This window comes from Actinoplanes auranticolor, from assembly GCF_018332655.1.
Taxonomy (GTDB): Bacteria; Actinomycetota; Actinomycetes; order Mycobacteriales; family Micromonosporaceae; genus Actinoplanes; species Actinoplanes auranticolor.
Genome location: NZ_BOQL01000017.1, coordinates 1 through 23959 on the forward strand (window position 1 = coordinate 1; position 23959 = coordinate 23959).

The window sequence follows — 23959 nt, forward strand, 5'->3', positions numbered from 1 at the left end:
CCTTATTTACCAGGGTCTAAGAGGTGCAACTTGCATCCGGGACCGATCGATAGGAGTCAGGTGAGCGCGGGTACGCAGGAGGAGTCGCCGACCAGCGGCCCTACCGTGCTGCGCATCCTGCTCGGTGCCCAGCTGAGGCGGCTGCGCGAGGGCAAGGGCATCAGCCGGGAGGACGCGGGTTACGAGATCCGTGCCTCGGGATCCAAGATCAGCCGGATGGAGCTCGGCCGCGTCAGCTTCAAGGAGCGTGACGTCGCCGACCTGCTCAGCATGTACGGCGTCAAGAACGACGCCGAGCGGGAGGCTCTGCTCAATCTGGCCCGCCAGGCCAACACTCCGGGCTGGTGGCACCACTACGGCGACATCCTGCCGCCCTGGTTCCAGTCGTACCTGGGGCTCGAGGCCGCGGCGTCGCTGATCCGCACGTACGAGATCCAGTTCGTCCCCGGCCTGCTGCAGACGCCGGAGTACGCCCGGGCCGTCATCCTGCTCGGCCACGCCGGCGCGAACGCCGACGAGATCGACCGCCGCGTCGAGCTCCGCCGCCAGCGCCAGCAGATCCTGCACCGGACCACACCGCCCCAGCTGTGGGCCGTGATCGACGAGGCCGTGCTGCGCCGGCCCATCGGTGGCCCCGAGGTCATGCGGGCCCAGATCGAGGCGTTGATCGAGGCGGCCAAGAAGCCCAACATCCGGCTGCAGATCATCCCGTTCCACGCCGGTGGGCACGCCGCCGCCGGTGGCCCGTTCGCCATCCTGCGCTTCCCGGAGCCGGAGCTGCCCGACGTGGTCTACGTCGAGCAGCTCACGAGCGCCATCTATCTGGAAAAGCGTGACGACGTCGACCACTACGCGATCGCGATGGAACGCGTCTGCATCGATGCCGAGCCGCCGAGTCACACCCAGGAGATCCTCGGCAAGTTGCTGCACGAGGTGGGCCGGATCAGCTGACCCGCAGGGTCGGCGTGATCACTGTGGGTCAATCGCCCCCTGGGGTGACTCACTGGAGCAGGTTGTCGAAGTCCCCGTCGCGGACGCCGCCCAGGAACGCCTCGATCTCCGCCGGGGTGTAGATCAGGGCCGCACCCTCCGGGTCGCGTGAGTTCCGCATGGCGACGCTGCCGTCCGGGAGTGCGGCGCACTCGACGCAGTTGCCGCTGGGGTTGCTCCGGCCGCTCTTCTGCCAGGTCACACCCTCCAGCTGCCCGGCGGGCATGCCGTTCACAATGCGCGTCATTACTTGCTCCCTAACGGTTTGACCGGTCCGGGGACCGGCTCTGTGTGTCACGCCGGCTACCTGCTGTGCAAATGCACGTGCATTTGGCCTTGCGTTCTCACATGATTGTGAGCATGATAACGCACGAGCCCCACAGAAGGTGGGTCACGGAGGGTGACATCTTTGAGTGACGGGTCGGTCGCGGAGAGACCTCCGCGGCTCCGGCACCGCGCGACGCGAGGCTCCCTGGCGGGGGCGTCCGAGCGGGAGGAAACGAGCATGACGGTCCCGAACGCCGGCCCGCAGCAGCCGGAGCCGGCCGACGCCGACGGCACGGACAACCGGCGCGGCAATCCGGCGCTGGTCTACCGGGACGAGCCGCTCACCGGAGGCATGGAAGCGGCGTCGACCCGGGCCACCGCGTTGTCGCACCGCTTCGGCGGCGTCCGCCACCCCCTGACCCGCCCCGACAGGTTCCCCCCGGCCGAGCAGGACCCGAGCGACGGCGGTGATTCCGACGCGAGTCACTGAGCACGTCCACTGCGCGCGCCGGCGGCGCACGGGGACGGCACCCGGCCGCAAGGTCTGGGCCCTGGCCGCCCCGATCATCCGCAGTGGACGCATCCAGCTGAGCGTCCCGCGCTGGCCGGTGCACGTCTTCGCGGAGACCGACTACTGCTACGGCATCGGCCCGCTCACGCTGCGGGTCGACCGGGTCGAGTGGGGCAAGCCGATCCCGTACGAGGGCGACACCTGGCTCGAGGTCGAGGGCACGGTGATCGACCGGGCCGGCCAGGAGGGTTCACGCCGTCAGGTGCTGGTCCGGGCCGGCCGGCTGCCGCACCCGCCACCGCGGAAGAGGACCCGCCTGCGGGCCTGAGAATTTCATACTTGCGAGCGACACCGGCAGGTGTCGCTCGGAGCGCGCCGCAGGGCGCGCAGCCCGACTCCGGCCGGGCGGTCCGGTTCCCCCGTGCCGGATCGCTCGGCCGGGCCCTTTTGCTTCTGGAACACACCTGAAACCCAGCACAGATGCAAGGTCAAGAGCTGGATGTCGTGCCTGAGTGGGTGGTGCTGGACGTCGCTCCCGCCGACACCGGTCGCTGCGCTCCCTGCCGGCTGATTGCACGGCTGAGCTCGCTCGCTGCGCTCACCAACCCCGCTGTCGCTCCGGACGAACCACGGCTTCAGGCCGCGGACGCGCTGTCGCGGTAGGAGCGGTGGCGGGCGTCGCGCGGGCCTGTGGAGATGACGCGGTCGCGGCCGGCGTGCTTGGCCACGTACAGGTTCCTGTCCGCCATGGACAGCAGGCTCGCCTGGGTGGCGGCCGGCGCGTCCCGGAGGCCGGCCACGCCGATGCTCACCGTCACGGGCAGGCCGCGGGTCAGCTCGGCCCAGTCGTAGTAGCTGACCGCCTCGCGGACACCGTCCAGCCGGTTGGTGGCCTCGGGCACGTCGGTGCCGGGCAGCACCATCAGGAACTCCTCGCCGCCCATCCGGGCCACAAAGCCGTCCGGCGACACCGCGGCCAGTTCCGTCTCCAGCAGCTTGGCCACCAGGACCAGGACCTGGTCGCCGACGTCATGCGACAACTGGTCGTTGATCCGCTTGAAGTGGTCCAGGTCGACGATCGCCACGGTGAGCGGTCCGCCGGCCTCGATCAGGCCGGGCAGTTCCTCGTCCAGGTAACGCCGGTTGCGCAGCCCGGTCAGCGGGTCGCGGCGGGCCTGCTCACGGAACCGCTCGGCCTCCTGCCGCGCCTCGGTCGTCTCGAACATGGCCTGCCGGGTGCGGGCCTGGGCCTCCCGCTGCGAGGAGTGCAACGCGTTGTGGGCAGAGAAGAAGATCTTGTGTACGGCGAACGCCTCCGCGAACTCACCCCGCGCGGCGTGCAGCTCGGCCTGCTCCTGGTGCACCCGGACCAGCACGTCGCCGAGACCGCGCTCGACACAGAGGGTGCGGGACATGTCCAGGTTGACCTGCGCGCGGTCGGTGGCCCGCAGGAAACGCTGGGCGCGGGCCAGCGTCAGCATGTACTCGGCCAGCGCGTCCGCGTCCTCGTAGTTGCCGTCGTGGTGGCGCCGGACCGCCTCGCGCAGGGTTCGCTCGGCCGCCAGGTAGTTGCCGTTCTCGATCTCGATGACGCCGATGGTGTCGAGCACCGCGGGGTCGAGGGTGAACCCGTGCCGCTCGGCCACCTGCTGCAGCCGGCGCGCGACCTCCTGGGCCCGGCCGTTCTCGCCGGCCGCGTGCTCGGTGTACGCGTAGTTGTTGAGCATGCCCATGAGCAGCCGGGGCAGGCCGAGATCGACCGCCAGCTCCTCGGTCTGCTGGTACCGCTGCCGGGCCGCGTCCATCGAGCCGGCCAGGCCGAGCGCGTCGGCCAGCTTGGCCCGGTGCCAGACCTGCATGTGCGGGGTGGCCTGCTCGTCGAGCAGCTCGACGGCGAGCACCGAGTGCTCCAGGCACTGGGCGGCGTCGCCCAGGTGCCGGTGGATGTTGGCCCAGACCAGGTGGGTGCGGGCCAGCACGATGGTGTCGGTGTGGTCGGTGGCCCACTGGTGGATCTTCCAGATCCGCCGGGCCGCCGCGGCCACTTCACCCTTACGCATTTCCATGTTGGCCTGGCAGAGCCGGGCCCGGAAGACGAGCCGCTCGTCGCCGAGGGCGAGAGCCTGCTCCTCGATCGCGACGGCGGTCGTGAGGGTGGCATCGGCGTCCCAGAGATACTGGTCCTCGATCTCGGTCAGGGCAGCCGACAGCCGTGTCGCTTCCTGCTTGCGTACGTCCATCCAGCTCACCCCTTCCCCTCCACGCGAATCATCGACACCACGGCCCCGGGTTGAAGAACAATGACCAACCTTTCAGGGGTACGGGACATCGCGCTCTGTCTCCAAAGGCTAGCCGTGAGTGACACCGGGTCCCAGCGTCCCAGACGTGATCCACCTCGCCGCCACCGCGGGTCACCCCGCCATGTACGTCGTACAGTTGCCGGATGGCCAAGCGGAACGACACCACCCGGGGACGGCTGAGCCGCGACGCGATCGTCCTCAGCGCGGTCGCTCTGGCCGACGCCGAGGGCCTGGAGGCTGTCACCATCCGCCGGCTGGCGCAGGAGCACGGCGTCACGCCGATGGCCATGTACTGGCACTTCAGTGACAAGGACAGCCTGCTCGACGGTCTCGCCGAGCATCTGATCGAGGCCGTGCGGCTGCCCGAGCCGGGCGATGCACCGTGGCACGCCCAGCTCCGCGAGATCCTGCAGGCGTTCCTGGTGGCGATCCGACCGCATCCGGCGATCGCCGGTCTGGCGCTGCGGCGCATCCTGGCCGCCGAGTCCGGGCTGCGGATCGCCGAACGGGTCCTCGGGCTGCTCCGTGAAGCCGGTTTCGCGGCCACCCAGGCGGCCGAGGTCGGCACCTTCCTGATCTGCTCGGTCATCACGCTGGTCGGCGCGGACCCGGCGCCCGGCCCGGCGCATGCCGGTGAGGAGCGCGAGCAGGCCCTGCGGGACAAGCGGGCCCGGCTCGAGTCACTGTCACCGGCGCGTTATCCGAACGTCATCGCCGCCGCGCCCGCGCTGGTGGTCTGCCGCGATGAGGACGCCTACTTCGCCCTCAACCTCGACCTGCTCGTGCAGGGCGTACGCGGCCTCCAGCGCGGCTGATCAGCGCGTCGTTCATCACACCGAAGCACCCGAACCTCCGCTTGACGCGCCTATACGCCGTACATCTACGGTGTACATGTACGCCGCACAGGGCGGCGCTCGGTGGAGGTGGAACCGGTGCAACGCAATCCGTGGTCGACCCTGGCCGTCATCGCGGTCGCCCAGTTCATGGTCGTGCTCGACGTGACGATCGTGAACGTGGCGCTGCCGGACATCCAGCGGGATCTGGGCTTCTCGGCCTCCGGGCTGCAGTGGGTCGTCAGCGCGTACACCCTGCTCTTCGGGGGTTTTCTGCTCCTCGGCGGCCGCGCGGCCGACCTGCTCGGCCGCCGCCGGGTCTTCATCGTCGGGATGGTGCTGTTCGGGTTGACCTCGCTGATCGCAGGTCTCGCGCAGAACCCCGAGCAGCTCGTGGTGATGCGCGCGATCCAGGGCCTCAGCGGCGCGCTGCTGTCGCCGGCCGCGTTCGCCATCCTCACGGTGACGTTCAAGCAGGGCCGCGAGCGCAACATCGCGATGGGTGTCTGGGGCGGGCTGGCCGGCCTCGGCGGCACGCTCGGGGTGATCGCCGGCGGGCTGCTGGTCGACTCGCTCAGCTGGCGCTGGGTGTTCCTGGTGAACGTGCCCATCGCGGTGGCGCTGGCCGCGATCGTTCCGCTCTTCGTCGGTGAATCGAAGGTCACCACGACGGGTACGCGCACCTTCGACGTGGCGGGTGCCCTGCTCAGCACGGCCGGCCTGCTGGCCATCGTGCTCGGCGTCATCCGGGCCGAGCCGCTGGGCTGGTCGTCCTTCCAGGTGATCGCGCTGCTGGCCGGGGGCCTGGCGCTGCTGGTCGCCTTCGTCCGGGTGGAGGCCCGGTCGGCGGCTCCGCTGGTGCCACTGAGCCTGTTCCGCTCGCGCGGCCTGACCACGTCGGTCGTGGCGCTGGCCCTCAACGGCGCGGCGTTCCTGGCGATGTTCTTCCTCACCGCGATCTTCCTGCAGCAGGTCCGCGGACTGACCGCGCTGGAGACCGGCCTGCAGTTCCTGCCGATGGGCGTCGCGGCGATCGCCAGCGCGGTGATCGCGTCGCAGCTGGTGACCCGCTTCGGCACCAAGCCGGTCCAGTTCGGCGGCGCGGCGCTCAGCGTGGTCGGCCTGCTGCTGCTCTCCGGCGCGGACGCCACCGGCTCGTACGCCCTGACGATCCTGCCCGGCCTGGTGCTGTTCGGGGTGGGCATCATCGCGGTGGGCACCCCGGCCTCGATCGCGGCCGTGGCCGATGTCTCGCACGACCACGCCGGTGCGGCGTCCGGGGTGGTGAACGCGGGCTACCAGGTCGGCGGGGCCCTGGGCCTGGCCGCGATCACGACGCTGGCCACGTCCCACGTCGAGTCGCTGGTGACCGGCGGGACGGGCCAGCAGGATGCGCTGGTCGGCGGCTTCGAACGGGGTCTCATGATCGCGGCGCTCTTCGCGGCGGCGAACATCGTGATGGCGCTGGGAGCGCCCCGGCTGCGCCCGACCGCCGACCAGATGGCCGAGGCCACCGCCGCGGCTTGATCCAGGCCGGCAAGGCGAGCGGCGCCTCGGCCCGGCTCGGGCCGGCAAGGCGACAGCGGCGCCCGGGAGGGCCGGGTCGCCAGGACGAGCAGCGGCGCCTGGGAGGACCGGGGCCGCCAGGACGAGCAGCGGCGCCCGGGAGATCTGGGCGCCGCTGCTCATTACATCGCTTACCGGCTGATCGATCCGGCCGGGATGGCCGACTCGTCCTCGGCGCTCTTCGCCTCCGGGGCGGCGCCGGCGAGGTCGATCGTCGAGCGCAGCGTGATCTGCCTGAACAGCAGGGCCGCGATCACGCCGACCACCGCGATGGCCGCCGAGAGCAGGAAGATGTGGCCGGTCGCGTCGCCGTACGCGGCCCGGACGATGTGCTGCATCGCCGCCGGGAGCTCGGCCAGGTTCAGGCTGCTGGTGTCGCCGCCGGAGCTGCCCGCCGGGACGCCGGCTGCCGCGAGCTGCGTGGTGATCGAGTCGGTGACCCGGTGGGCCAGGACCGCGCCGAGCACCGAGACGCCGATGGTGCCGCCGAGCGAGCGGAAGAACGCCACCGTCGAGCTGGCCGCGCCGATGTCCTTGAGCTGCACCGAGTTCTGCACCGCGAGCACCAGGTTCTGCATCGACATGCCGACGCCGATGCCGACCAGGGCCATGCCCACGCCGACGTACCAGAGCGGGGTCTGGTGGTCGATCACCGAGAGGACCGCGAAGCCGGCCACCAGCAGCAGCGTGCCCGCCACGATGTAGGGCTTGATCTTGCCGGAGTTGCTGATCATGCGGCCGGAGATGGTCGAGGACACCAGCACGCCGGCCATCAGCGGGATGGTGAGCAGGCCGGCTTCGGTCGGGCTGTAGCCGCGGCCGATCTGGAAGTACTGGCCCAGGAAGACCGAGCCGCCGAACATCGCCATGCCGACCGCCAGGCTGGCCAGGATCGACAGGGCGGTGGTGCGCTGCTTGACGATCTCCAGCGGTACCACCGGCTCGGCCGCCCGGGACTCGATCCGGACCGCGATGGCCAGCAGTGCCAGGCCCGCGCCGACCAGGGCGCCGGTCTGCCACGAGATCCAGCCGAACGAGCTGTCCACGAACGACACCCAGATCAGCAGGACGCTGACGCCGGCCGCGATGAGCGAGGCGCCCGCGTAGTCGATCTTCACGTTGTCCCGGCGGATCGTCGCCAGGTGCAGGGTGCGCTGCAGCACGACCAGGGCGATCACGGCGATCGGCGCGCCGATGAAGAAGCACCAGCGCCAGCCCAGCCAGGAGGTGTCCACGATCAGGCCGCCGAGCAGCGGGCCGCCGACGGTCGCCAGGGCGAGCACGCCGCCGAGGTAGCCGTTGTACCGGCCGCGCTCGCGGGGCGGGATCATCGCGGCGATCGCGACCTGGACCAGCGCCTGGACGCCGCCCATGCCGATGCCCTGGAAGGCGCGTGCGGCGATGAGCTGGCCCGCCGTCTGCGAGAAGCCGGCCACTATCGAGCCGGCGATGAACAGCACGATGGCCAGCTGGACCAGCAGCTTCTTGCTGTAGAGGTCGGCGAGCTTGCCCCAGATCGGGGTGGTGGCGGTCGCGGTCAGCAGGCTCGCCGTGACGACCCAGGTGTACTGGGTCTGGCTGCCGTTGAGCGAGCCGATGATCTTCGGCAGCGCGGTGGCGACGATGGTGGCGCTGGACATCGCGACGAACAGCACGAGCAGCAGGCCGCTGAGGGCCTCCATGATCTGCCGGTGGCTCATCGCGCCGGGTTCGGCGCGGGTGACGGTGGGTGCGCTCATCGCGCGACCTCCAGGTTTCGGTCGGTACGGGTCAGCAGGTCGGAGGCGAAGCGCTGGAGCGGCGCCGAGAGGACCGCGATCTCCTCGGGGCTCCAGTCGCGGAGGGCGTCGGCGAGGCGGTGGAACTCGTCGAGGGTGTGCCGCCCGTTGGGCGTGACAGTCAGCACGCTGGCGCGGCCGTCCCTCGGGTCGGCAGTGCGGGCGGCCAGGCCGGAGCGGACCAGGGCGGCGAAGGCGCGGCTGCTCGTCGAGGGGTCGAGGGCGCACCGGACGGCCAGGTCCTTGAGGTGGCACCCGCGTCGTGGGCCATGGCCACCTCCTCAAGTTGATTGCCACATACAACTATCGGCTGATGTTGCCCACTGCGCAAGTTTGCTCATTGGGAAGTGAATCACATCCTGGTTAGGCTCGGCCCATGAGCACGACGACCGCCGAGGTGGGCCTCCGGGAGCGCAAGAAGGCCGCGACCCGCCAGGCCCTGCACGAGGCCGCGGTGCGCCTCGCGATCGCCCACGGCGCGGACAAGATCACCGTGGAGGCCGTCGCCGACGAGGCCGGGGTCTCCCGCCGCACGTTCTCCAACTACTTCGCCAGCAAGGAGGAGGCGCTGCTCTACGGCGACCACCAGCGGATCACCGTGCTGGTCGGCATGGTCGCGGCCCGGCCGGCCGGCGAGGGGCCGTGGCAGGCGCTGACCGAGGCGGCTCGGCAGTTCTACCGGCAGGTCGGCGAGCGCGACCCGGCCTGGGTGGCTCAGACCCGGATGCTGCGCAGCCGGCCCGCGCTGCTGGCGCAGCAGCTCAACACCTTCGCGGCGGTGGAGCGTGAGCTGGCCGCCGCGGTCGCGGCCCGTACGGACCAGCCTGACCCCTCGGGGGTACGCGCCCGGCTGGCGGCAGCCACGTTCATGGCGTCGTTGCGGGTGGCGGTGCACGTCTGGCTGGACGCCCCGGCCGAGACGTCCCTGCCGGACCTGGTGGACCGGGCCCTGACCGAGGCCGGCCGCGGCTTCGCCTGAGCGCGTGCCCCGGAACGGGGGCACGGCGCCGAGAGTGGGGGCTCTCGACGCCGCGCGATGGGTGGTGGGTCCGGGGAAACCCTGGGGGACGGGCCGTCAGCCTGACGTGTTGATCCTCACTCCGCGTGCATTAAAGGAAGAGGGGAAATTCCTTAAATCTCTCTCAAGCACGACTGCCCCGTGGAGTGCCGATGCCCGGAGGGTACGAACGCCGCAGTACGGTCGAACTGATCACCGATGGCGCTCAGGAGGCAGGCATGCGCAAGACGATGGTGGACGTGCCGACCGGGGACGGGACCGCGGACGCGTACCTGGTGGTGCCGGACGGTGACGGGCCGTTCCCGGGCGTGCTCTTCTACATGGACGTCTTCGGTCTGCGGCCGCGTCTCTACGAGATGGCCGAGCGCATCGCGGAGCGTGGCTACGCCGTCCTGGCGCCGAACCTCTTCTACCGCAGCGCGCGGACGCCGGTCGCCGACACCTCGAGCCTGGCCGACCCGGAGGAGCGGGGGAAGGTCTTCGGGCGGCTCATGCCGATGATGCAGCAGCTGGACACCGCGGCGATCACCCGGGACGCCGGGGCCTACCTCGACTTCCTCGCCGCCCAGGACGGTGTCTCGGCCGGTCCCGACGCCGTCGTCGGCTACTGCATGGGTGGCCTGAACGGTCTCAAGGCGATCACGGCGTACCCGGACCGGATCGTCGCGCTGGCCAGCTTCCACGGCGCCCGGCTGGCCACCGACGAGCCGGACAGCCCGCACCGGCAGGTCGCGAAGATCAAGGGTGAGGTGTACTTCGCGCACGCCGACCACGACCACTCGATGCCGCAGGAGGATATCGACCGGCTGGAGGCGGCCCTGGACGCGGCGGACGTGCGTTTCCGGTCGGAGATCTATCCCGGCGCGGAGCACGGCTTCACCATGGCCGACACCGCCGCCTTCTCCGCCGAGGCCGAGAAGCGGCACTGGGAGAAGCTCTTCGAGCTGCTCGACGCCACCCTGCCCACCCCGGCGCGCTGACCGGCCGGGTTCTGCTCAACTGATCGCGGCGCCGGTCGTAGGCGGGTTCGAAGAGAGTCCCGACCACGGCGCCGTCGGCACAGGCGCTGACCACGCAGGCCGCGTTCATCTATCCGAAAAGGTGGCGCCGGCCCGAAGAGCAAGCAGCTGGTCAGCACCCGGGAGGTCGGCCGCAGAGCTTCACCGGCGACGTCTACTGGAACCACAAGTGGATCACGCCGGCCGTCGTCTCCCCGGCCTACAAGGCCACCGGGCAGATCTCCACCCAGCCGCCGAACCTGGTGCCGTACTGCCTGATGCCGGCCGGCTCGTCGGTGGACCCGAGCCCGCTGAAGTCCATGAAGGAGAAGTAGGTCAGTCCTCGTCCAGCAGGCCCGGGAAGTAACGGCGCAGCGCCACCACGTCGTACACCTGCCGGATCCCGCTGAGCACACCGTCGGCGACCGTGACGAACTCGGCGATGCGGACGGTCCCGAACGGGGCCACGCAGTCGTAGACGAGGGCGGCACGGTCGCCGACGCATGTGGTCGACACGACGGTGACCGAGTCGGCGAACGCCGCGATCCGGTCCAGGGTCTGCACGAGTTCCTCGTCGTCGACCGGCACGTCCAGGTTCCACTCGATCTCGGCGTCCCCGGCGATCACCCGGCGCGCCGCCCGGGGGTCACAGTTGATCCAGGACTGCGCGTAGAAGGCGGCCACCTCCGCCGTGCCCGACATCAGCCGGCCAGCATCGAGGGGCCGCTGACGAAGGTGTAACCCTGCGCCTTGATGCCGGTGACCAGGTCCTTCAGGTGGTCCGTGCCCAGGTACGGGTGGTAGAAGAAGCTGGCCACACCGTCGCGGACGACCAGGTTGCGACCGGCCGAGGCGAGCAGGTCGGCGGGCAGCCGGGCCGGGTGGTTGTTGAACGCCTCGGGCTCGACGTTGCCGATGTTCTCCGGGATGACCACCGAGCCGTAGACGTCGCGGACGGTGTACGGGAAGAACTGGCCGAACTGCCGGGTGTAGTCGAACTTCCTGCCGGTCAGCACGCCCGGGAAGTACAGGCCGCGGTCGTAGCGCTTGCCCAGGGCCGAGTTGACCGCCTGGTAGTCCACGGCGCTGCCGGCGTAGTGCGGGAACTCGAAGACAGTGGGCACACCGAGGCCGGCCAGGGCGAAGGTCAGGCCCGAGGCGGAGATCCGGCTCGCGGCCCACGCGGCGGAGTCACCGGGTACGGGACCGTCGTAGATGACGCTGTTGTTCGCGTCCACGTGCGCCGAGTAGAACTCGAAGTCGTTGGCGCTCTCGCCGTCGTACGGGTTCGCCACGCTGCCGAACTGGTGGGTGTAGCCGTGCATGAGCAGGGTGCCGCCGCGCTGCTGCATGTACTTCAGCGCCGCCACCACCTTGGGCTTCTGCAGCAGGGTGTAGTCCTGGGCCTTGCCGCCGTTCTGCACGCCCCTCGGGTCGCGGTAGCGCGGGTAGACGGCGACGCTGAACGCCACCTTCTGCGCGTACAGGTAGTCGGCGATCGCGCGCAGCTCGACCGGGTCGGAGTCGGGGCCGACGTCCTCGATGCGGGCCAGCGCGCGGTGCCGCTCCCGGGACAGGCCGGTGTCGCCCAGGGAGTCGAAGAGCAGGTCGGCGAAGGCCAGGTAGCGGTCGTCGTGGGTGACGTACGCGAACGGGATCTCCCCCACGTAGGTGAGGTTGCCGGACTGCACGGCCCAGGGGAACGTGGTGCCGTCCGGGCGTACCGCCGTCGCCAGGGTCTTGACCTTGGTGGCGTCGGTGATCGTCAGGTTCATGATCCCGGACTTGTCGGTCGTGTCCCGGGTCAGCTTGCGGCCCTTGTAGCCAACCTCGGCCACCGCGGCGAAGTCGAACGCGCCACTGGTGAAGCCGCGGGTCGCGGCGAAGTTCGTGTCCCGCGCGGCCAGCTGCCAGATGTTGTCGAATACCCAGGTCACCGGCTTGGTGGTGGCGGTGACGTCGTCCAGGAAGGCGGCCGGCAGCGGCTCGTCGTAGGTCGACCCGAGGTAGATCACCGCGGTGTACGCGGACAGGTCACCGGCCCGGTAGTTCGCCACCGGTGCGGCGGTCCAGGAGCCGAAGTGCGAGCTCAGGTTGGCCGTCTGGGTCGCGTAGACCTCTCCCATCCAGCCGTAGTCGCCGGTGGTGTCGTAGAGGACCAGCGTCTTCGCGGTGCCACCGCCGGGAGCGGCCTTGCCGGACTTCGCGGCGATCGCCGTGGTGGCGGCGGTCCGTACGGCGGCGTCGGCGTTGACCACGCCGAGCCCGAGAGCGGCGGTTGCCGTGACGGCGACACCGGCACCGAGCAGGGCGCGGCGGGAGAGCCTGGAGTTGCGCATCAGAAGGACGCTCCGAACGTGGCGGTCGTGGCGGAGGAGATGCCGGTGGGCATGGGGGACGGTGCCGGGGCGAGCCCGAGCAGAGCGGCGGTGGCCTGGGCGGTACGGGCGGCGGCGAGCCCGTCGCCGTACGGGTTGCCGCCCGCGGTCATCGCGTCGCGGCGGACCCTGCTGTCGAGCAGGGCGGACGCCTCGCTGACGATCAGGTCGGTGTCGGACCCGACCAGCAGGGCGCAGCCGGCGTGCAGGGACTCGACCCGCTCGGTGACCTCGCGCAGTACCAGCGCCGGTACGCCGAACGACGGCGCCTCCTCCTGGATGCCACCGGAGTCGGTGAGCACCAGGTAGGCCTCGGAGAGCAGCCGGGACAGGTCGGGGTAGGGCAGCGGGTCGGTGACGGTGACCCGCTCGATGCCGCCGAGCCCGGCCTCGACCTGCGCGCGGACGGCCGGGTTGGGGTGGCTGGGCAGGATCACGTCGATGTCGGCGTACCGCTCGACCAGCCGGCGGACCGCGGCCAGGATGCGGTCCAGCGGCGCGCCCCACGACTCGCGCCGGTGGGCTGTCACGACGACCAGCCGGCGCCCGCCGGCGGCGGTCCGGGCCGCGGCCACCTGCGGGTTCTCGAACGGCAGGCGGCGCCCGGCGACCGCCAGGGTCGCGTCCACCACGGTGTTGCCGGTGATGAGCACGTCCGCGGTGGCGATGTTCTCGTCGAGCAGGTTCATGGCGGCCAGCGGGGTCGGCGCCAGGTGCAGCGCGGCGACCTGGGCGACCAGGCGGCGGTTGGCCTCCTCGGGGAACGGCGAGTCGAGGTCACCGGAGCGCAGACCGGCCTCCAGGTGCACGACCGGGATGCGGCGCCAGAACGCGGCCAGCGCGCCGGCCAGGCTGGTGGTCGTGTCGCCCTGCACCAGCACGGCGGCCGGGGTCCGCTGCGCCCAGAGCGCGTCGAGCTGCCGGATCATCTCGGTGAGCAGCTCCGCCTGGCTGCCGGTGCCGCGCTCGACCCGCAGCGTGACGTCCGGGGTGAGGTCGAAGGCGGCGAGCGCCTGGCTGACCATCGCCGGGTGCTGGCCGCTGGCGACCAGGACCGGGGTGAGCAGGCCGGCGTCCCGCATGGCCAGGGCGACGGGAGCGAGCTTGACGGCCTCGGGGCGGGTGCCGCCGATCAGGTGGACTTCGGGGAGCGACATGTGGGGGGAGCCTTCTTCCGGGAGGGGGGAACCTTCAGGCGGCCAGTGCGACTTGCAGGTGGTGCGGGAGCGGCTCCTCGGCGAGCCGTTCGGTCTTGGCCCAGGCCTGCCGGCCGGAGGCCTGGCGGCCGATCGCGCGGTAGGTGGCGACCAGGCCGAGGAGCAGGAAGACCGGGTACGCGGCCGCGGCGATCAGCAGCCGGCGCAGGGTCTCGTCGCGCAGCCGGTAGCGGTGCACCAGCGCCCAGACGAAGCCGGGAAAGAACGTGACCGCGAACCACGTCGCGCCGCTCGCGGCGAGCGCCGTCCAGCTCTGCAGGTAGGGCACCGGGTGGCCGATCAGCAGGCCGGCCGTGGCGATGGTGACCCCGCCGAGCAGCACGACGGTGACCACCGCGTTGATCCACGGGGAGATCAGGTAGTGCATGACCTCGAGCAGCGAGGTGGTGCTGATCCGCTTCGAGCTCATCAGCCGGCGCAGGTACCGGACGCACTGGATGTTGCCCTGCGCCCAGCGGGTGCGCTGCCGGGTCAGCCGGCGCAGGTCGACGACGGCCTGCTGGGTGACCGAGGCGCGGGAGGTGTAGCGGATGCCCACCCCGTCGAGGTGCATCCGGAGCCCCAGCTCGAGGTCCTCGACCAGGCACGCGGACCAGGGCGCGTCGCCCAGGGCGAGCAGCGCGGACAGCCGCGTGAACTGCCCGTTGCCGCCCAGGCCGACGGTGTCGATCGTGTCGCGTAGGCTCTGGCAGGCGTTGACGATCGCGCCGAACTCCAGGTCCTGCACCGCGCCCAGCAGCTTGTCGCGGTTACGGATGCGGACCTGCACCTGAACGGCGCCGATCGTGGTGTCCCGCATCATCCGGGAGACCTCGAGCAGGATGTTGCGGCTGCCCTGACCGTCGCCGTCGATGATGCCGATGACGACCTTGTCGGGGTCGACGCCGTCGGAGGCAGTGCGCTCGGCGATGTAGCGGTAGGCGGCGTTCAGGGCCTCGCCCTTGCCCTGGCGGGCCTCGGGCAGCTCCCGGCGCAGCACCCGCAGCCGCGGGTGGTCGATGGCGGCGAGGACCTCGGGGGTGCGGTCGTCGGAGCCGTCGTCCACCACGAGCACCCGGGCCAGCGTGCCGCCGGGTCCGCTGAGCCCGAGGGCGGCGTTGACGGTGTTGCCGACGACGACCTCTTCGTTCAGCGCCGGCACGATGATCCAGAAGTGCTGCGGGGTGCCGTCGCCGTGCTCCAGGGAGCGGCTGACGGTCGCGGTGCGGTGCGACGCGGCGTAGCGCACCGCGAAGCTCACCAGGGCCAGCGTCGAGACCGGCCAGGCCAGCATGATCGCGTATCCGACGATCACCAGGTACCAGCTGTCGGCTGCCGTCATCACTCGCCTCCCTTCGTCGCTGTCCGTGTTGGTGGCCGGTGTTTCAGGGCCGCGCTATTGGACGTATCAGGACATTAAGACGCTACGGAGCGTCACACAATAGCGGCGACCGGACCGTTGCGGCGAACTGGCCATTCGGCCTATGTCAGACATCCCAGGCGGGCCGAATCTCCGCAGATGGCCCGAAAAGCCGCGTCACCGCGCGTGAGGACGCCGACTGACAAAGCGGGACGGGAGGGGTGAGCGAGCGAAGTTGCGGTTACTCAACGTATTGACGAGTCGTTTGCCCCGGCGAATTGCCGACCGGCTTCGTCTGATTACAGTCGGTGAGAAACCGTCGGTCTTCCGACTGAAGAGCCAGCACGATCTGGTCGGTTCGGGGACAACACACGTTGACGGCTCCTGCGATCATCGACATCACCGCAGGAGCACGGGCCGCCCACCTTCCGGGCGGCCGATCGCGGTCGGCACACGGGGAAACGGGGCGGACGCATGGGTGGGTTCTTCGAGGCTGCGCTCAGCTTCCCCGCCGTCATCTTCACCCCGCTCCTGGTCGTCGTCATCGGTTACTGGCTCGTGGTCATCGTCGGCGGGGCCGATCCCGACGGCGACGGCGGCGGTGACGACGGCGGCTTCCTCGGTTTCCTCGGCTTCGGCGGCGTGCCCGCCTCGGTCGTGCTCTCGCTGCTCATCGCGGTCGCCTGGTTCGCCGCGCTGGCCGGTGGTGAGCTGCTCGGCGCGGTGCCGGCCGGGCTGGTGCTGGCCGGCGCCCTGGTGGTGGCCTGGGTGATCGCGCGCCTGGCCGTGCTGGTGCTGCGGCGTTTCCTGCCGTCGGGCGCCGAGCCGTCGCGGGCCGACTTCGTCGGACTGACCTGCGTCGTGCGCACCGGGCGGGTCACCGCCACCTTCGGCCAGGCGGAGGTGCACGCACCCGACGGGTCCTCGGCGGTGGTGCAGGTCCGCCAGGCCGGCAACGACGATCTCCGGGCCGGCACGGTCGCCGTGCTCTACGACTTCGACGCGGACGGCGAGTTCTTCTGGATCGTCCCCGCAGACGTAGCTCTCTAGTCAGCCCCTCGGCAAGAAGGATCAATGATGGACGTGATTTCCACCGGACTCGGTGTGCTCATCGCCGTCGTGCTGCTCATCGTGCTCGGCGTCGTCTTCTTCCTCAGCCGCATGTTCCGCAAGGTGGAGCAGGGCAAGGCGCTCATCGTGTCGAAGGTGCGCCGGGTCGACGTCACCTTCACCGGCGCGGTCGTGCTGCCCGTACTGCACAAGGCCGAGACGATGGACATCTCGGTGAAGACCATCGAGATCTCCCGGACCGGCCGGGAGGGGCTGATCTGCCGGGACAACATCCGGGCGGACATCCGGATCACGTTCTTCGTCCGGGTCAACAAGACCACCGAGGACGTCATCAAGGTCGCCCAGGCGATCGGCACCACGCGGGCCAGCAGCGAGCAGACGCTGCAGGAGTTGTTCAGCGCCAAGTTCTCCGAGGCGCTCAAGACGGTCGGCAAGCAGCTGGACTTCGTCGACCTCTACACCAAGCGCAACGAGTTCCGGGACCAGATCATCGAGGTGATCGGCACCGACCTCAACGGCTACAGCCTCGAGGACGCCGCGATCGACTTCCTCGAGCAGACCCCGATGCACTCGCTGGACCCGAAGAACATCCTCGACGCCCAGGGCATCCGGAAGATCACCGAGCTGACCGCGATCGAGGCGGTCCGCACCAACGACTTCCGGCGCAACGAGGAGAAGGAGATCACCCGGCAGAACGTGGACGCCCGGGAGGCGATCCTCGAGCTGGAGCGCCGGCAGGCGGACGCGGAGATCAAGCAGAACCGCGAGATCGAGACCATCCGGGCCCGCGAGACGGCGGAGATCCAGCTCGCCCAGGCCGAGGAGCGGCTCCGCGCCGAGGGCGCCCACCTGCGTACCGAGCAGCAGCTCGGCGTGCAGAAGCAGAACAAGGACCGGGAGATCGCGGTCGCCGAGAAGAACCGCGAGCGGGTCATCGCGATCGAGACCGAGCGCATCGAGAAGGACCGGATGCTCGAGGTCATCGGCCGCGAACGCGAGACCGAGCTGTCCACGATCTCCAAGGACAAGGAGGTCGAGGGCGAGAAGCGGGCCATCGCCGAGGTGATCCGCGAGCGCATCGCCGTGGAGAAGACGGTCGCCGAGCAGGAGGAGAACATCAAGCGCCTGCGCGTCGTCGAGGAAGCCGAGCGCACCCGCCAGGCCGTGATCATCAACGCCGAGGCCGAGGCCCAGGAGGCGCTGGTCAAGGACATCAAGGCGGCCGAGGCGGCAGAGACCGCGGCCCGGTTCAAGGCCCGCGAGGAGCTGCTGCTGGCCGAGGCGCGCCAGCAGACCGCGGAGCTCGACGCCCGCGCCAAGATCCGGCTGGCCGAGGGTACGCAGGCCGAGGCGGCCGCCGCCGGCCTGGCCGACGTGCAGGTGCGCGAGCGCAACGCCGAGGTCATCGAGAAGACCGGCCGGGCCAACGCCGAGGTCACCGAGCTGACCGGCCGCGCCGAGGCCATCGTGGAGCGGGAGAAGGCGCTGGTCGCCGCCGAGGCGATCCGCGAGAAGCTGAAGGGCGAGGCCGAGGGCCTGACCGAGAAGGCCGCGGCGATGGGCGCGCTGGACGACGCCACCCGCGAGCACGAGGAGTACCGGCTGCGGCTGGAGACGGAGAAGGAGATCCGGCTCGCCGGCATCACCGTGCACAAGGAGATCGCCGAGTCCCAGGCGATGGTCGTGGCGGCCGGCCTGGAGAAGGCGAACATCGACATCGTCGGCGGCGACTCGGTCTTCTTCGACAAGCTGCTCGGCTCGATCACCATGGGCAAGAGCCTGGACGGCTTCGTCGAGCACTCCACCGTGGCGCAGGGTCTCGGCTCGCGCTACCTCGACGGTTCGGCCAGCATCACCGACGACCTGAGCCGGCTGCTCGGCTCGGTCTCCACCGGTGACGTGGCGAACCTGACGCTGGCGGCCTTCCTCACCCAGCAGATCAAGAACGGTGGCGAGGACTCGGGCAAGCTGCGCGAGCTGCTCGCCGCCGCGAAGAAGCTGGGCGTCGCCGACACCAGGGTCTCCGCCCTGACCGCGACCCCGGCCAACGGCACGGTGGTGGCCCAGCAGTGACGACCGCGCCCGTGGGTGCCGCGGCCACCGAGGCCGCGGCACTGGATGCCGGCACCTACGAGGTGCTGCGCGCCCGGCTCGGTGGCCAGGCCAAGGAGCTGGCCGCGCGGGCCGAGGCGCTCAACGCCCGCCGGGTGGAGACCTTCGGCGGGCAGCAGATGCGGCTGCTCGGCACCGAGCGCATCCGCACCGTCAACAACTGCGTGCCCCGCGACGTCGTGCAGGTCGGCGGCGCGATGCTGTTCGGCTACAACGTGTTCATCGGGCTCAAGACGGAGACGTCGATCGACGACGTGTTCTCGGTGCACGGCTTCGGCCGCGACGGCGAGGCGTTCCGCTTCGACCCGGGCACCGCGCTGCCCGGCCTGCTCGACGATCCGGTCTTCCAGCGCGACTTCGCGGAGCTGTACAGGTACTACCGCGAGACCCACCTGCTGCAGCTGCGCCGGCTGGAGGGCCTGCTGCTGGCGGTCTTCCAGACCGGGGCGCGGGCGGACGACCTGAAGGTGCTGCGCTGGAAGGTCGGCGTCGACGGCTCGGTGGCGTACGTGGACAACCGAGGCGAACGCGACCACGTCTTCCCCTCGTCGCACGACTTCGAGTGGACGCCGACCACCCGGGAGCAGCACGTCCTCGGCCGGCACCCGCACGTGTCCATCGAGGACGAGGTCTTCGTGGAGACGGTCGGCGGCAGCCTGACCGTCAAGGTGGAGAACAACACCGAGGACGGCGAGGGCATCTTCTCCGAGCCGGTCGACGAGCCGCTGCAGAGCCTCGCCGACGCGGAGATCGCGTACGCCCGGATCGGCCCGCTGATCCTGCTGCGGGTGCTGCCGTACAAGGAGACCACCCAGCGGTATCTGATCTTCAACACCCGTACCCGGGACGTGCGGCGCCTCGACGGGATCGGCCAGGCCTGCCAGCGGCTGCCCGAGGACCAGGGCGTCATCTTCCCGGGCGGCTACTACCTCGCCACCGGGGTGGCCAAGACGTTCGACGCGGACGTCACCGACCTCGAGTTCGAGCGCGTGGTCCGGTCGGTCAACGGCGAGGACGTGCTCTACGTCTTCCACGCGCGGGCCTCGGGGCGGTATCTGCTGCTGCCGTACAACGTGATCCGCAAGGAGGTCGCCACCCCGATCACCTGCCACGGGTATTCGCTGTTCGACGACGGCACGCTGATCGCCTTCCGGCACGTCACCGACGAGCCGACCCGGGTGCACCCGATGCAGGTGTGGCAGACGCCGTACGTCTCGGACACGTACGCCGCGGCGCAGCCGGTCGGCAGCGGACCGCTGGACCGGGTGGGCAACGCCGACCTGGTACGGGGCATCGCCGACACGCTGTCGGTGGCCCGGATGGTCGACGAGATGACGCCCTCCGGCGCGGTCTTCGAGGCCATCATCGCCGCGTGCGGCCGGCTCTTCGACCACTACCACTGGCTCGGCGAGCGCGAGCTGGGCGACCTGCGGACCCCGCTGTCGGAGGTCCGCGCCACCGCCGAGCAGGTCCTGGACGAGTACGAGTCGGTGCAGGAACTGACCACCCAGGCCGCCACCGCGGTCGACGAGGCCGCCACCGCGACCACCTCGCTGATCCGCCGGGCCCGGGGCGAGGTGCCCACCACGACCGACGCCTGGATCCGGCAGCTCGCCTCGCTGCGCCAGGCCCAGGGGCGGATCGTCACCCTGCGCGAGCTGCGCTACGTCGACCTGGGCCGCCTCGACAGCCTCGAGCACGACCTGGCCGCCGAGGTGGATTCCACCGCCCGCCGCGCGGTCGAGTTCCTCCAGCGCGCGGATGCCTTCGCCGGCTATCAGCAGTCGGTCGAGCAACTGGTGGCCGACGCCGCCGGGATCGCCACCGTCGCCGAGGCCGGGCCGGTCGGCGAGCGGCTCACCGAGCAGGCCGACGGCCTGCAGGTGGTCACCGAGGTGGTCGGCGGTCTGGACATCGCCGACGCCACCGTGCGGGTGGCCATCCTGGAACGCATCGGCGAGGTGCTCGGCGGAGTCAACCGGGCCCGCGCCACGCTGGACGCGCGCCGGCGGGAGCTGGCCGCGGTCGAGGGCCGGGCCGCGTTCGCGGCGGAGTTCACCTTGCTGGGTCAGTCCGTCACGGCCGCGCTGGCCGCCGCGGACACCCCGGAACGCAGCGATGAGCAGGTCGCCAAGCTGATGCTGCAGGTGGAGGCGCTGGAGTCGCGGTTCGGCGACTTCGACGACTTCGTGGACCAGCTCAGCGCCAAGCGCTCGGAGGTCTACGAGGCGTTCGCCGCCCGCCGGCAGTCGCTGCTCGACGAGCGGGCGCGGCGCGCCGACCGGCTGGTCGACTCCGCCCAGCGCACGCTGGCCAGCGTGCAGCGCCGAGTGGCCGCGCTGGGCACCCTCGACGAGGTCAACACCTACTTCGCCACCGATCCGATGGTCGGCAAGCTGCGCTCGGTCGCGGGCGAGCTGCGTACCCTCGGCGACACGGTCCGGGCCGAGGAGCTGGACGGGCGGGTCAAGGCCGCCCGGCAGGAGGCCGGCCGGGCCCTGCGCGACCGCCTCGACCTGTACGGCGCCGACGGCAACACCATCCGGCTGGGCCGGCACACGTTCGCGGTGAACACCCAGGCCATCGACCTGACCCTGGTGCCGCACGGCGACGAGCTGGCGTTCGCGATCACCGGCACGGACTACCGGGCGCCGGTCCGGGACGCCTCTTTCTTGGCCACCCGGGCGTACTGGGACCAGACCGTCGTCTCCGAGACCGCCGCGGTCTACCGCGGCGAGCACCTCGCGGCCGCTCTGCTCGCCGACGATCCGGCCGGAGTCGCGGCAGCCGCCGCGGACGGCACGCTGCTGACCGTCGTGCGCCGGGCCGCCGAGGCCCGCTACGACGAGGGTTACGAGCGCGGTGTCCACGACGCCGACGCGGCGCTGATCCTGGATGCGCTGATCCGCCTGCGCGCCGCCGCCGGCCTGCTGCGCTTCCCCGGTCCGGTGCGCGCAGCCGCTCAGCTTCTCTGGGCATTCGGCGAGGGCGACAAGGCGAGCTGGGCGCGGCGGGCGTCCTCGCTGGTCCGCGCCCGGGACATGTTCGGCTCGGCCGGTTCCGCCCTGCCCGAGCTCTACGCCGAGCTCAGCCCGGAGCCCCTGGTCGGCGAGTACCTGGTGGAGGAGCTGGCGAGCACCCCGGCCGGGTTCGTCACCAGCGCCGGGGCACGCACCCTGGTCGAACGCTTCCACCGGGCGCTGGGCAGCGGTCCGGCGACGGCATCCCGCGACTACGCGGACGACCTGCGGACGCTCGCGGATGATCTCGCGGCGCGGCAGCAGCTCGTCACCACCTGGCTGACCGCTTTCCTGGCCGCGCAGCCGGACGCCGGGTCGGCCGACGACCTCGCCGAGGCGGTGGCTCTGGAACTGACCGGTACCGCGCTGACCCGGTACGACTCCGCGGCGGCGCTGACCGAGACCGTTTCCCGGCTGCTCGGCAACCACCCGCGGATCGCCGACGGCAAGATCACTTTGCGGCTGGACGAGGTGCTGACCCGTACCCGCGAGTTCCGGGCCACCGCGGTGCCGGCGTACCGGGCGTACCAGAAGCAGCGGACCGCCCTGGCCGCCGCCGAACGCGAACGCCTGCGCCTGGACGAGTTCAAGCCGGGCGTGATGACCGCCTTCGTGCGCAACCGGCTGCTGGACGAGGTCTACCTGCCGCTGATCGGCGACAACCTGGCCCGCCAGCTGGGCGCGGCCGGCGACGCCAAGCGCACCGACCAGTCCGGCCTGCTGCTGCTCATCTCCCCGCCCGGCTACGGCAAGACGACCCTGATGGAATACGTCGCCAACCGCCTCGGCCTGGTCTTCGTCAAGGTCAACGGCCCGGCCCTGGGCCACGACGTCACCTCGCTGGACCCGGCCGAGGCGCCGAACGCGACGGCCCGCCAGGAGGTCGAGAAGATCTCCTTCGCGCTGGAGATGGGCAACAACGTCCTGCTCTACCTGGATGACATCCAGCACACCTCACCGGAGCTGCTGCAGAAGTTCATCTCGCTCTGTGACGCGCAGCGCCGGATGGAAGGCGTCTGGGAGGGCCGGACCCGCACGTACGACATGCGGGGCAAGCGGTTCGCGGTGTGCATGGCCGGCAACCCGTACACCGAGAGCGGGCAGCGCTTCCGGATCCCGGACATGCTGGCCAACCGGGCCGACGTGTGGAACCTCGGCGACGTGCTGGCCGGGCGCGACGACGTCTTCGAGATGTCGTACCTGGAGAACGCGCTGACGTCGAACCAGGTGCTGGCCCCGCTGTCCGCCCGCGACCGCGCCGACCTGCCCCTGCTGGTGCGGCTGGCCGAGGGCGACGACTCGGTACGGCCCGACCGGCTCAGCTACGCGTACTCGGCGACCGAGCTGGAACAGGTGCTCTCGGTGCTGCGCAAGATGCGCCGGGTGCAGCGGGTGGTGCTGCGCAACAACCAGGCGTACATCGCCTCGGCCGGGCAGTCCGACGCGGCGCGCACCGAACCGCCGTTCAAGCTGCAGGGCTCGTACCGCAACATGAACAAGCTGGCCGAGCGGATCGTCCCGGTGATGAACGAGGCCGAGCTGGAGCTGGTCATCGACGACCACTACCGCGGCGAGGCGCAGACGCTGACGACCGGCGCGGAGGCGAACCTGCTGAAGCTGGCCGAGCTGCGCGGACGGCTGACCGCGGAGCAGGAGCAGCGGTGGGCCGAGGTGAAGGCGGCCTTCCTGCGCGAGCAGGCGCTGGGCGGCGACGGGGACGACCCGATGAGCCGCGCGGTGGGCGCGGTGGGCCTGCTGGCCGACCGCGTCGGCGGCATCGAGAAGGCCATCGGCCGGCTCGCCGACCCCGGCTGAGCCGCGGGGCGTCAGTCCTGGGAGCGGAGCAGGGTCGGGTTGTCGCGGAGCAGGGCAGCCAGGCGCTTCGCCGCGATCTCCGTCTCCTCGGGCTCGACCCGCAGCGGGATCGGCTCCGGCAGCGGTGCCGGCATGCCGCGCTGCTGATCCTGGTAGTCGGCCGTGCGCTGGGCCGCGCTCGGCTCCTCCGGGGCCCGGTGCTGCTCGGCGTGGATCCGCCGGGTGGTCTGCGGCGGCACCTCCGGCGGGGGCGTCGCGGCGAACGGGTGCGGCTGGAACTGTTCCGGTCGGCGGGGGGCCGGCTCCGCGTACCGCTCGTGGTCAACCGGCTCCTGATAGTGCAGGCGACGGGTTTCCTGGCCACTCTCCGCGGGCTGCTCGAAGCGGTAGCCGTGGGGCGGGGTGTACGCCTCCGGCTCGTCCAGGTCGATGTCGAAGTCCGCGTGCCGGGGTGAGGTGGGCGCGGCCTCGGCCACCCGGTCGGCGACCGTGTTGTCCGCGCTGACCTGCACGATGCCGTCCTCGACCGCGAAGTGCAGCAGCACGGGGTCGCCCGCACCCTCGACGCCGACGGTCACGCCGAGCTCGGGGTTGCGGCCGACGACAGCGGCGATCGCCTCGACCAGCTCCGTCACCGCCGGCGGGGTGCCGTTGGCCTCCGCCGCGGCACGGCGGCGCAGCTCGTCCCGGCGCGCCAGCTTGTCAAGCGCATCGTCCAGTCCGCCTCGCACGTCACCGTCCTCCCG

General features: G+C 71.0%; 19 protein-coding genes and 1 pseudogene. 10 read left to right on the forward strand and 10 right to left on the reverse strand.

Annotated elements, in window-relative coordinates; genetic code table 11:
• Positions 1 to 60: 60 nt before the first annotated feature.
• Positions 61 to 951, forward strand: a complete 891-nt coding sequence (locus Aau02nite_RS08375) for a Sco1979 family transcriptional regulator (protein WP_212987753.1) — start codon at positions 61 to 63, stop codon at positions 949 to 951.
• Between the two features lie 49 nt (positions 952 to 1000).
• On the opposite strand, the gene Aau02nite_RS08380 is transcribed toward Aau02nite_RS08375, so the two are convergent.
• A complete protein-coding gene (locus tag Aau02nite_RS08380; protein WP_212987754.1) occupies positions 1001 to 1237 on the reverse strand; it encodes a DUF397 domain-containing protein in 237 nt (78 codons plus the stop codon).
• Between the two features lie 258 nt (positions 1238 to 1495).
• Here Aau02nite_RS08380 and Aau02nite_RS08385 point away from each other — a divergent pair, with 258 nt between their 5' ends.
• The gene (locus Aau02nite_RS08385; RefSeq protein WP_212987755.1) at positions 1496 to 1747 is read left to right on the forward strand and encodes a hypothetical protein; all 252 of its coding nucleotides are present in this window, start codon (positions 1496 to 1498) and stop codon (positions 1745 to 1747) included.
• Positions 1725 to 2096, forward strand: coding sequence for a hypothetical protein (locus Aau02nite_RS08390; protein WP_246594993.1), 372 nt, complete (start codon positions 1725 to 1727; stop codon positions 2094 to 2096). The genes Aau02nite_RS08385 and Aau02nite_RS08390 overlap by 23 nt, the downstream gene beginning before the upstream one ends.
• A gap of 307 nt (positions 2097 to 2403) precedes the next feature.
• Here the strand turns inward: Aau02nite_RS08390 and Aau02nite_RS08395 are convergent, their stop codons facing one another.
• Positions 2404 to 4008: a GGDEF domain-containing protein gene (locus tag Aau02nite_RS08395; RefSeq protein WP_212987756.1), complete on the reverse strand. Its 1605-nt coding sequence runs from the start codon at positions 4006 to 4008 to the stop codon at positions 2404 to 2406.
• Positions 4009 to 4211: 203 nt separating this feature from the next.
• On the opposite strand from Aau02nite_RS08395, the gene Aau02nite_RS08400 reads away from it, so the two are divergent.
• Both Aau02nite_RS08400 and Aau02nite_RS08405 read left to right on the forward strand, forming a co-directional pair.
• On the forward strand, positions 4212 to 4883 hold the full coding sequence (locus Aau02nite_RS08400; protein WP_212987757.1) for a TetR/AcrR family transcriptional regulator C-terminal domain-containing protein: 672 nt from the start codon (positions 4212 to 4214) through the stop codon (positions 4881 to 4883).
• A gap of 117 nt (positions 4884 to 5000) precedes the next feature.
• Entirely contained in the window at positions 5001 to 6428 is a 1428-nt protein-coding gene (locus Aau02nite_RS08405; protein ID WP_246594994.1) for an MFS transporter, read from the forward strand.
• Positions 6429 to 6598: 170 nt separating this feature from the next.
• Here the strand turns inward: Aau02nite_RS08405 and Aau02nite_RS08410 are convergent, their stop codons facing one another.
• The 3 genes and pseudogenes from Aau02nite_RS08410 to Aau02nite_RS47280 form a co-directional block, all read right to left on the reverse strand.
• Complete coding sequence (locus Aau02nite_RS08410) at positions 6599 to 8206, reverse strand: MDR family MFS transporter (RefSeq protein WP_212987758.1); 1608 nt, start codon at positions 8204 to 8206, stop codon at positions 6599 to 6601.
• Positions 8203 to 8373: a hypothetical protein gene (locus Aau02nite_RS46265; RefSeq protein WP_246594995.1), complete on the reverse strand. Its 171-nt coding sequence runs from the start codon at positions 8371 to 8373 to the stop codon at positions 8203 to 8205. The genes Aau02nite_RS08410 and Aau02nite_RS46265 overlap by 4 nt, the downstream gene beginning before the upstream one ends.
• Positions 8374 to 8388: 15 nt before the next feature.
• Positions 8389 to 8499 (reverse strand): annotated as a pseudogene (locus Aau02nite_RS47280) (hypothetical protein); the annotation flags it as partial.
• A gap of 122 nt (positions 8500 to 8621) precedes the next feature.
• Here Aau02nite_RS47280 and Aau02nite_RS08420 point away from each other — a divergent pair.
• Both Aau02nite_RS08420 and Aau02nite_RS08425 read left to right on the forward strand, forming a co-directional pair.
• Positions 8622 to 9224 carry a TetR/AcrR family transcriptional regulator gene (locus Aau02nite_RS08420; RefSeq protein WP_212987759.1) on the forward strand — a complete coding sequence of 201 codons (603 nt, stop codon included), beginning with the start codon at positions 8622 to 8624 and terminating at the stop codon, positions 9222 to 9224.
• A gap of 257 nt (positions 9225 to 9481) precedes the next feature.
• Positions 9482 to 10243, forward strand: coding sequence for a dienelactone hydrolase family protein (locus Aau02nite_RS08425; RefSeq protein ID WP_212987760.1), 762 nt, complete (start codon positions 9482 to 9484; stop codon positions 10241 to 10243).
• Between the two features lie 354 nt (positions 10244 to 10597).
• Here the strand turns inward: Aau02nite_RS08425 and Aau02nite_RS08430 are convergent, their stop codons facing one another.
• The 4 genes from Aau02nite_RS08430 to Aau02nite_RS08445 are packed head-to-tail and all read right to left on the reverse strand — an operon-like array spanning position 10598 to position 15177.
• Positions 10598 to 10963, reverse strand: coding sequence for a hypothetical protein (locus Aau02nite_RS08430; protein WP_212987761.1), 366 nt, complete (start codon positions 10961 to 10963; stop codon positions 10598 to 10600).
• Positions 10963 to 12600: a DUF2334 domain-containing protein gene (locus Aau02nite_RS08435; RefSeq protein ID WP_212987762.1), complete on the reverse strand. Its 1638-nt coding sequence runs from the start codon at positions 12598 to 12600 to the stop codon at positions 10963 to 10965. The genes Aau02nite_RS08430 and Aau02nite_RS08435 overlap by 1 nt, the downstream gene beginning before the upstream one ends.
• Positions 12600 to 13796 carry a non-hydrolyzing UDP-N-acetylglucosamine 2-epimerase gene (wecB, locus tag Aau02nite_RS08440; RefSeq protein WP_212987763.1) on the reverse strand — a complete coding sequence of 399 codons (1197 nt, stop codon included), beginning with the start codon at positions 13794 to 13796 and terminating at the stop codon, positions 12600 to 12602. The genes Aau02nite_RS08435 and wecB overlap by 1 nt, the downstream gene beginning before the upstream one ends.
• Before the next feature lie 34 nt (positions 13797 to 13830).
• Positions 13831 to 15177 (reverse strand): glycosyltransferase family 2 protein, encoded by a 1347-nt coding sequence (locus Aau02nite_RS08445; RefSeq protein ID WP_212987764.1) that lies wholly within the window; start codon positions 15175 to 15177, stop codon positions 13831 to 13833.
• A 492-nt stretch (positions 15178 to 15669) separates the two neighbouring features.
• Here Aau02nite_RS08445 and Aau02nite_RS08450 point away from each other — a divergent pair, with 492 nt between their 5' ends.
• Genes Aau02nite_RS08450 through Aau02nite_RS08460 form a run of 3 tightly spaced genes read left to right on the forward strand, consistent with a single transcriptional unit; the run spans position 15670 to position 23213 of the window.
• A complete protein-coding gene (locus Aau02nite_RS08450) occupies positions 15670 to 16245 on the forward strand; it encodes a hypothetical protein (protein WP_212987765.1) in 576 nt (191 codons plus the stop codon).
• Between the two features lie 27 nt (positions 16246 to 16272).
• Positions 16273 to 18339: a flotillin family protein gene (locus Aau02nite_RS08455; RefSeq protein WP_212987766.1), complete on the forward strand. Its 2067-nt coding sequence runs from the start codon at positions 16273 to 16275 to the stop codon at positions 18337 to 18339.
• Positions 18336 to 23213, forward strand: coding sequence for a DNA repair ATPase (locus Aau02nite_RS08460; RefSeq protein WP_246594996.1), 4878 nt, complete (start codon positions 18336 to 18338; stop codon positions 23211 to 23213). The genes Aau02nite_RS08455 and Aau02nite_RS08460 overlap by 4 nt, the downstream gene beginning before the upstream one ends.
• A gap of 11 nt (positions 23214 to 23224) precedes the next feature.
• Here the strand turns inward: Aau02nite_RS08460 and Aau02nite_RS08465 are convergent, their stop codons facing one another.
• Entirely contained in the window at positions 23225 to 23944 is a 720-nt protein-coding gene (locus Aau02nite_RS08465; RefSeq protein WP_212987767.1) for a hypothetical protein, read from the reverse strand.
• Positions 23945 to 23959: the final 15 nt, after the last annotated feature.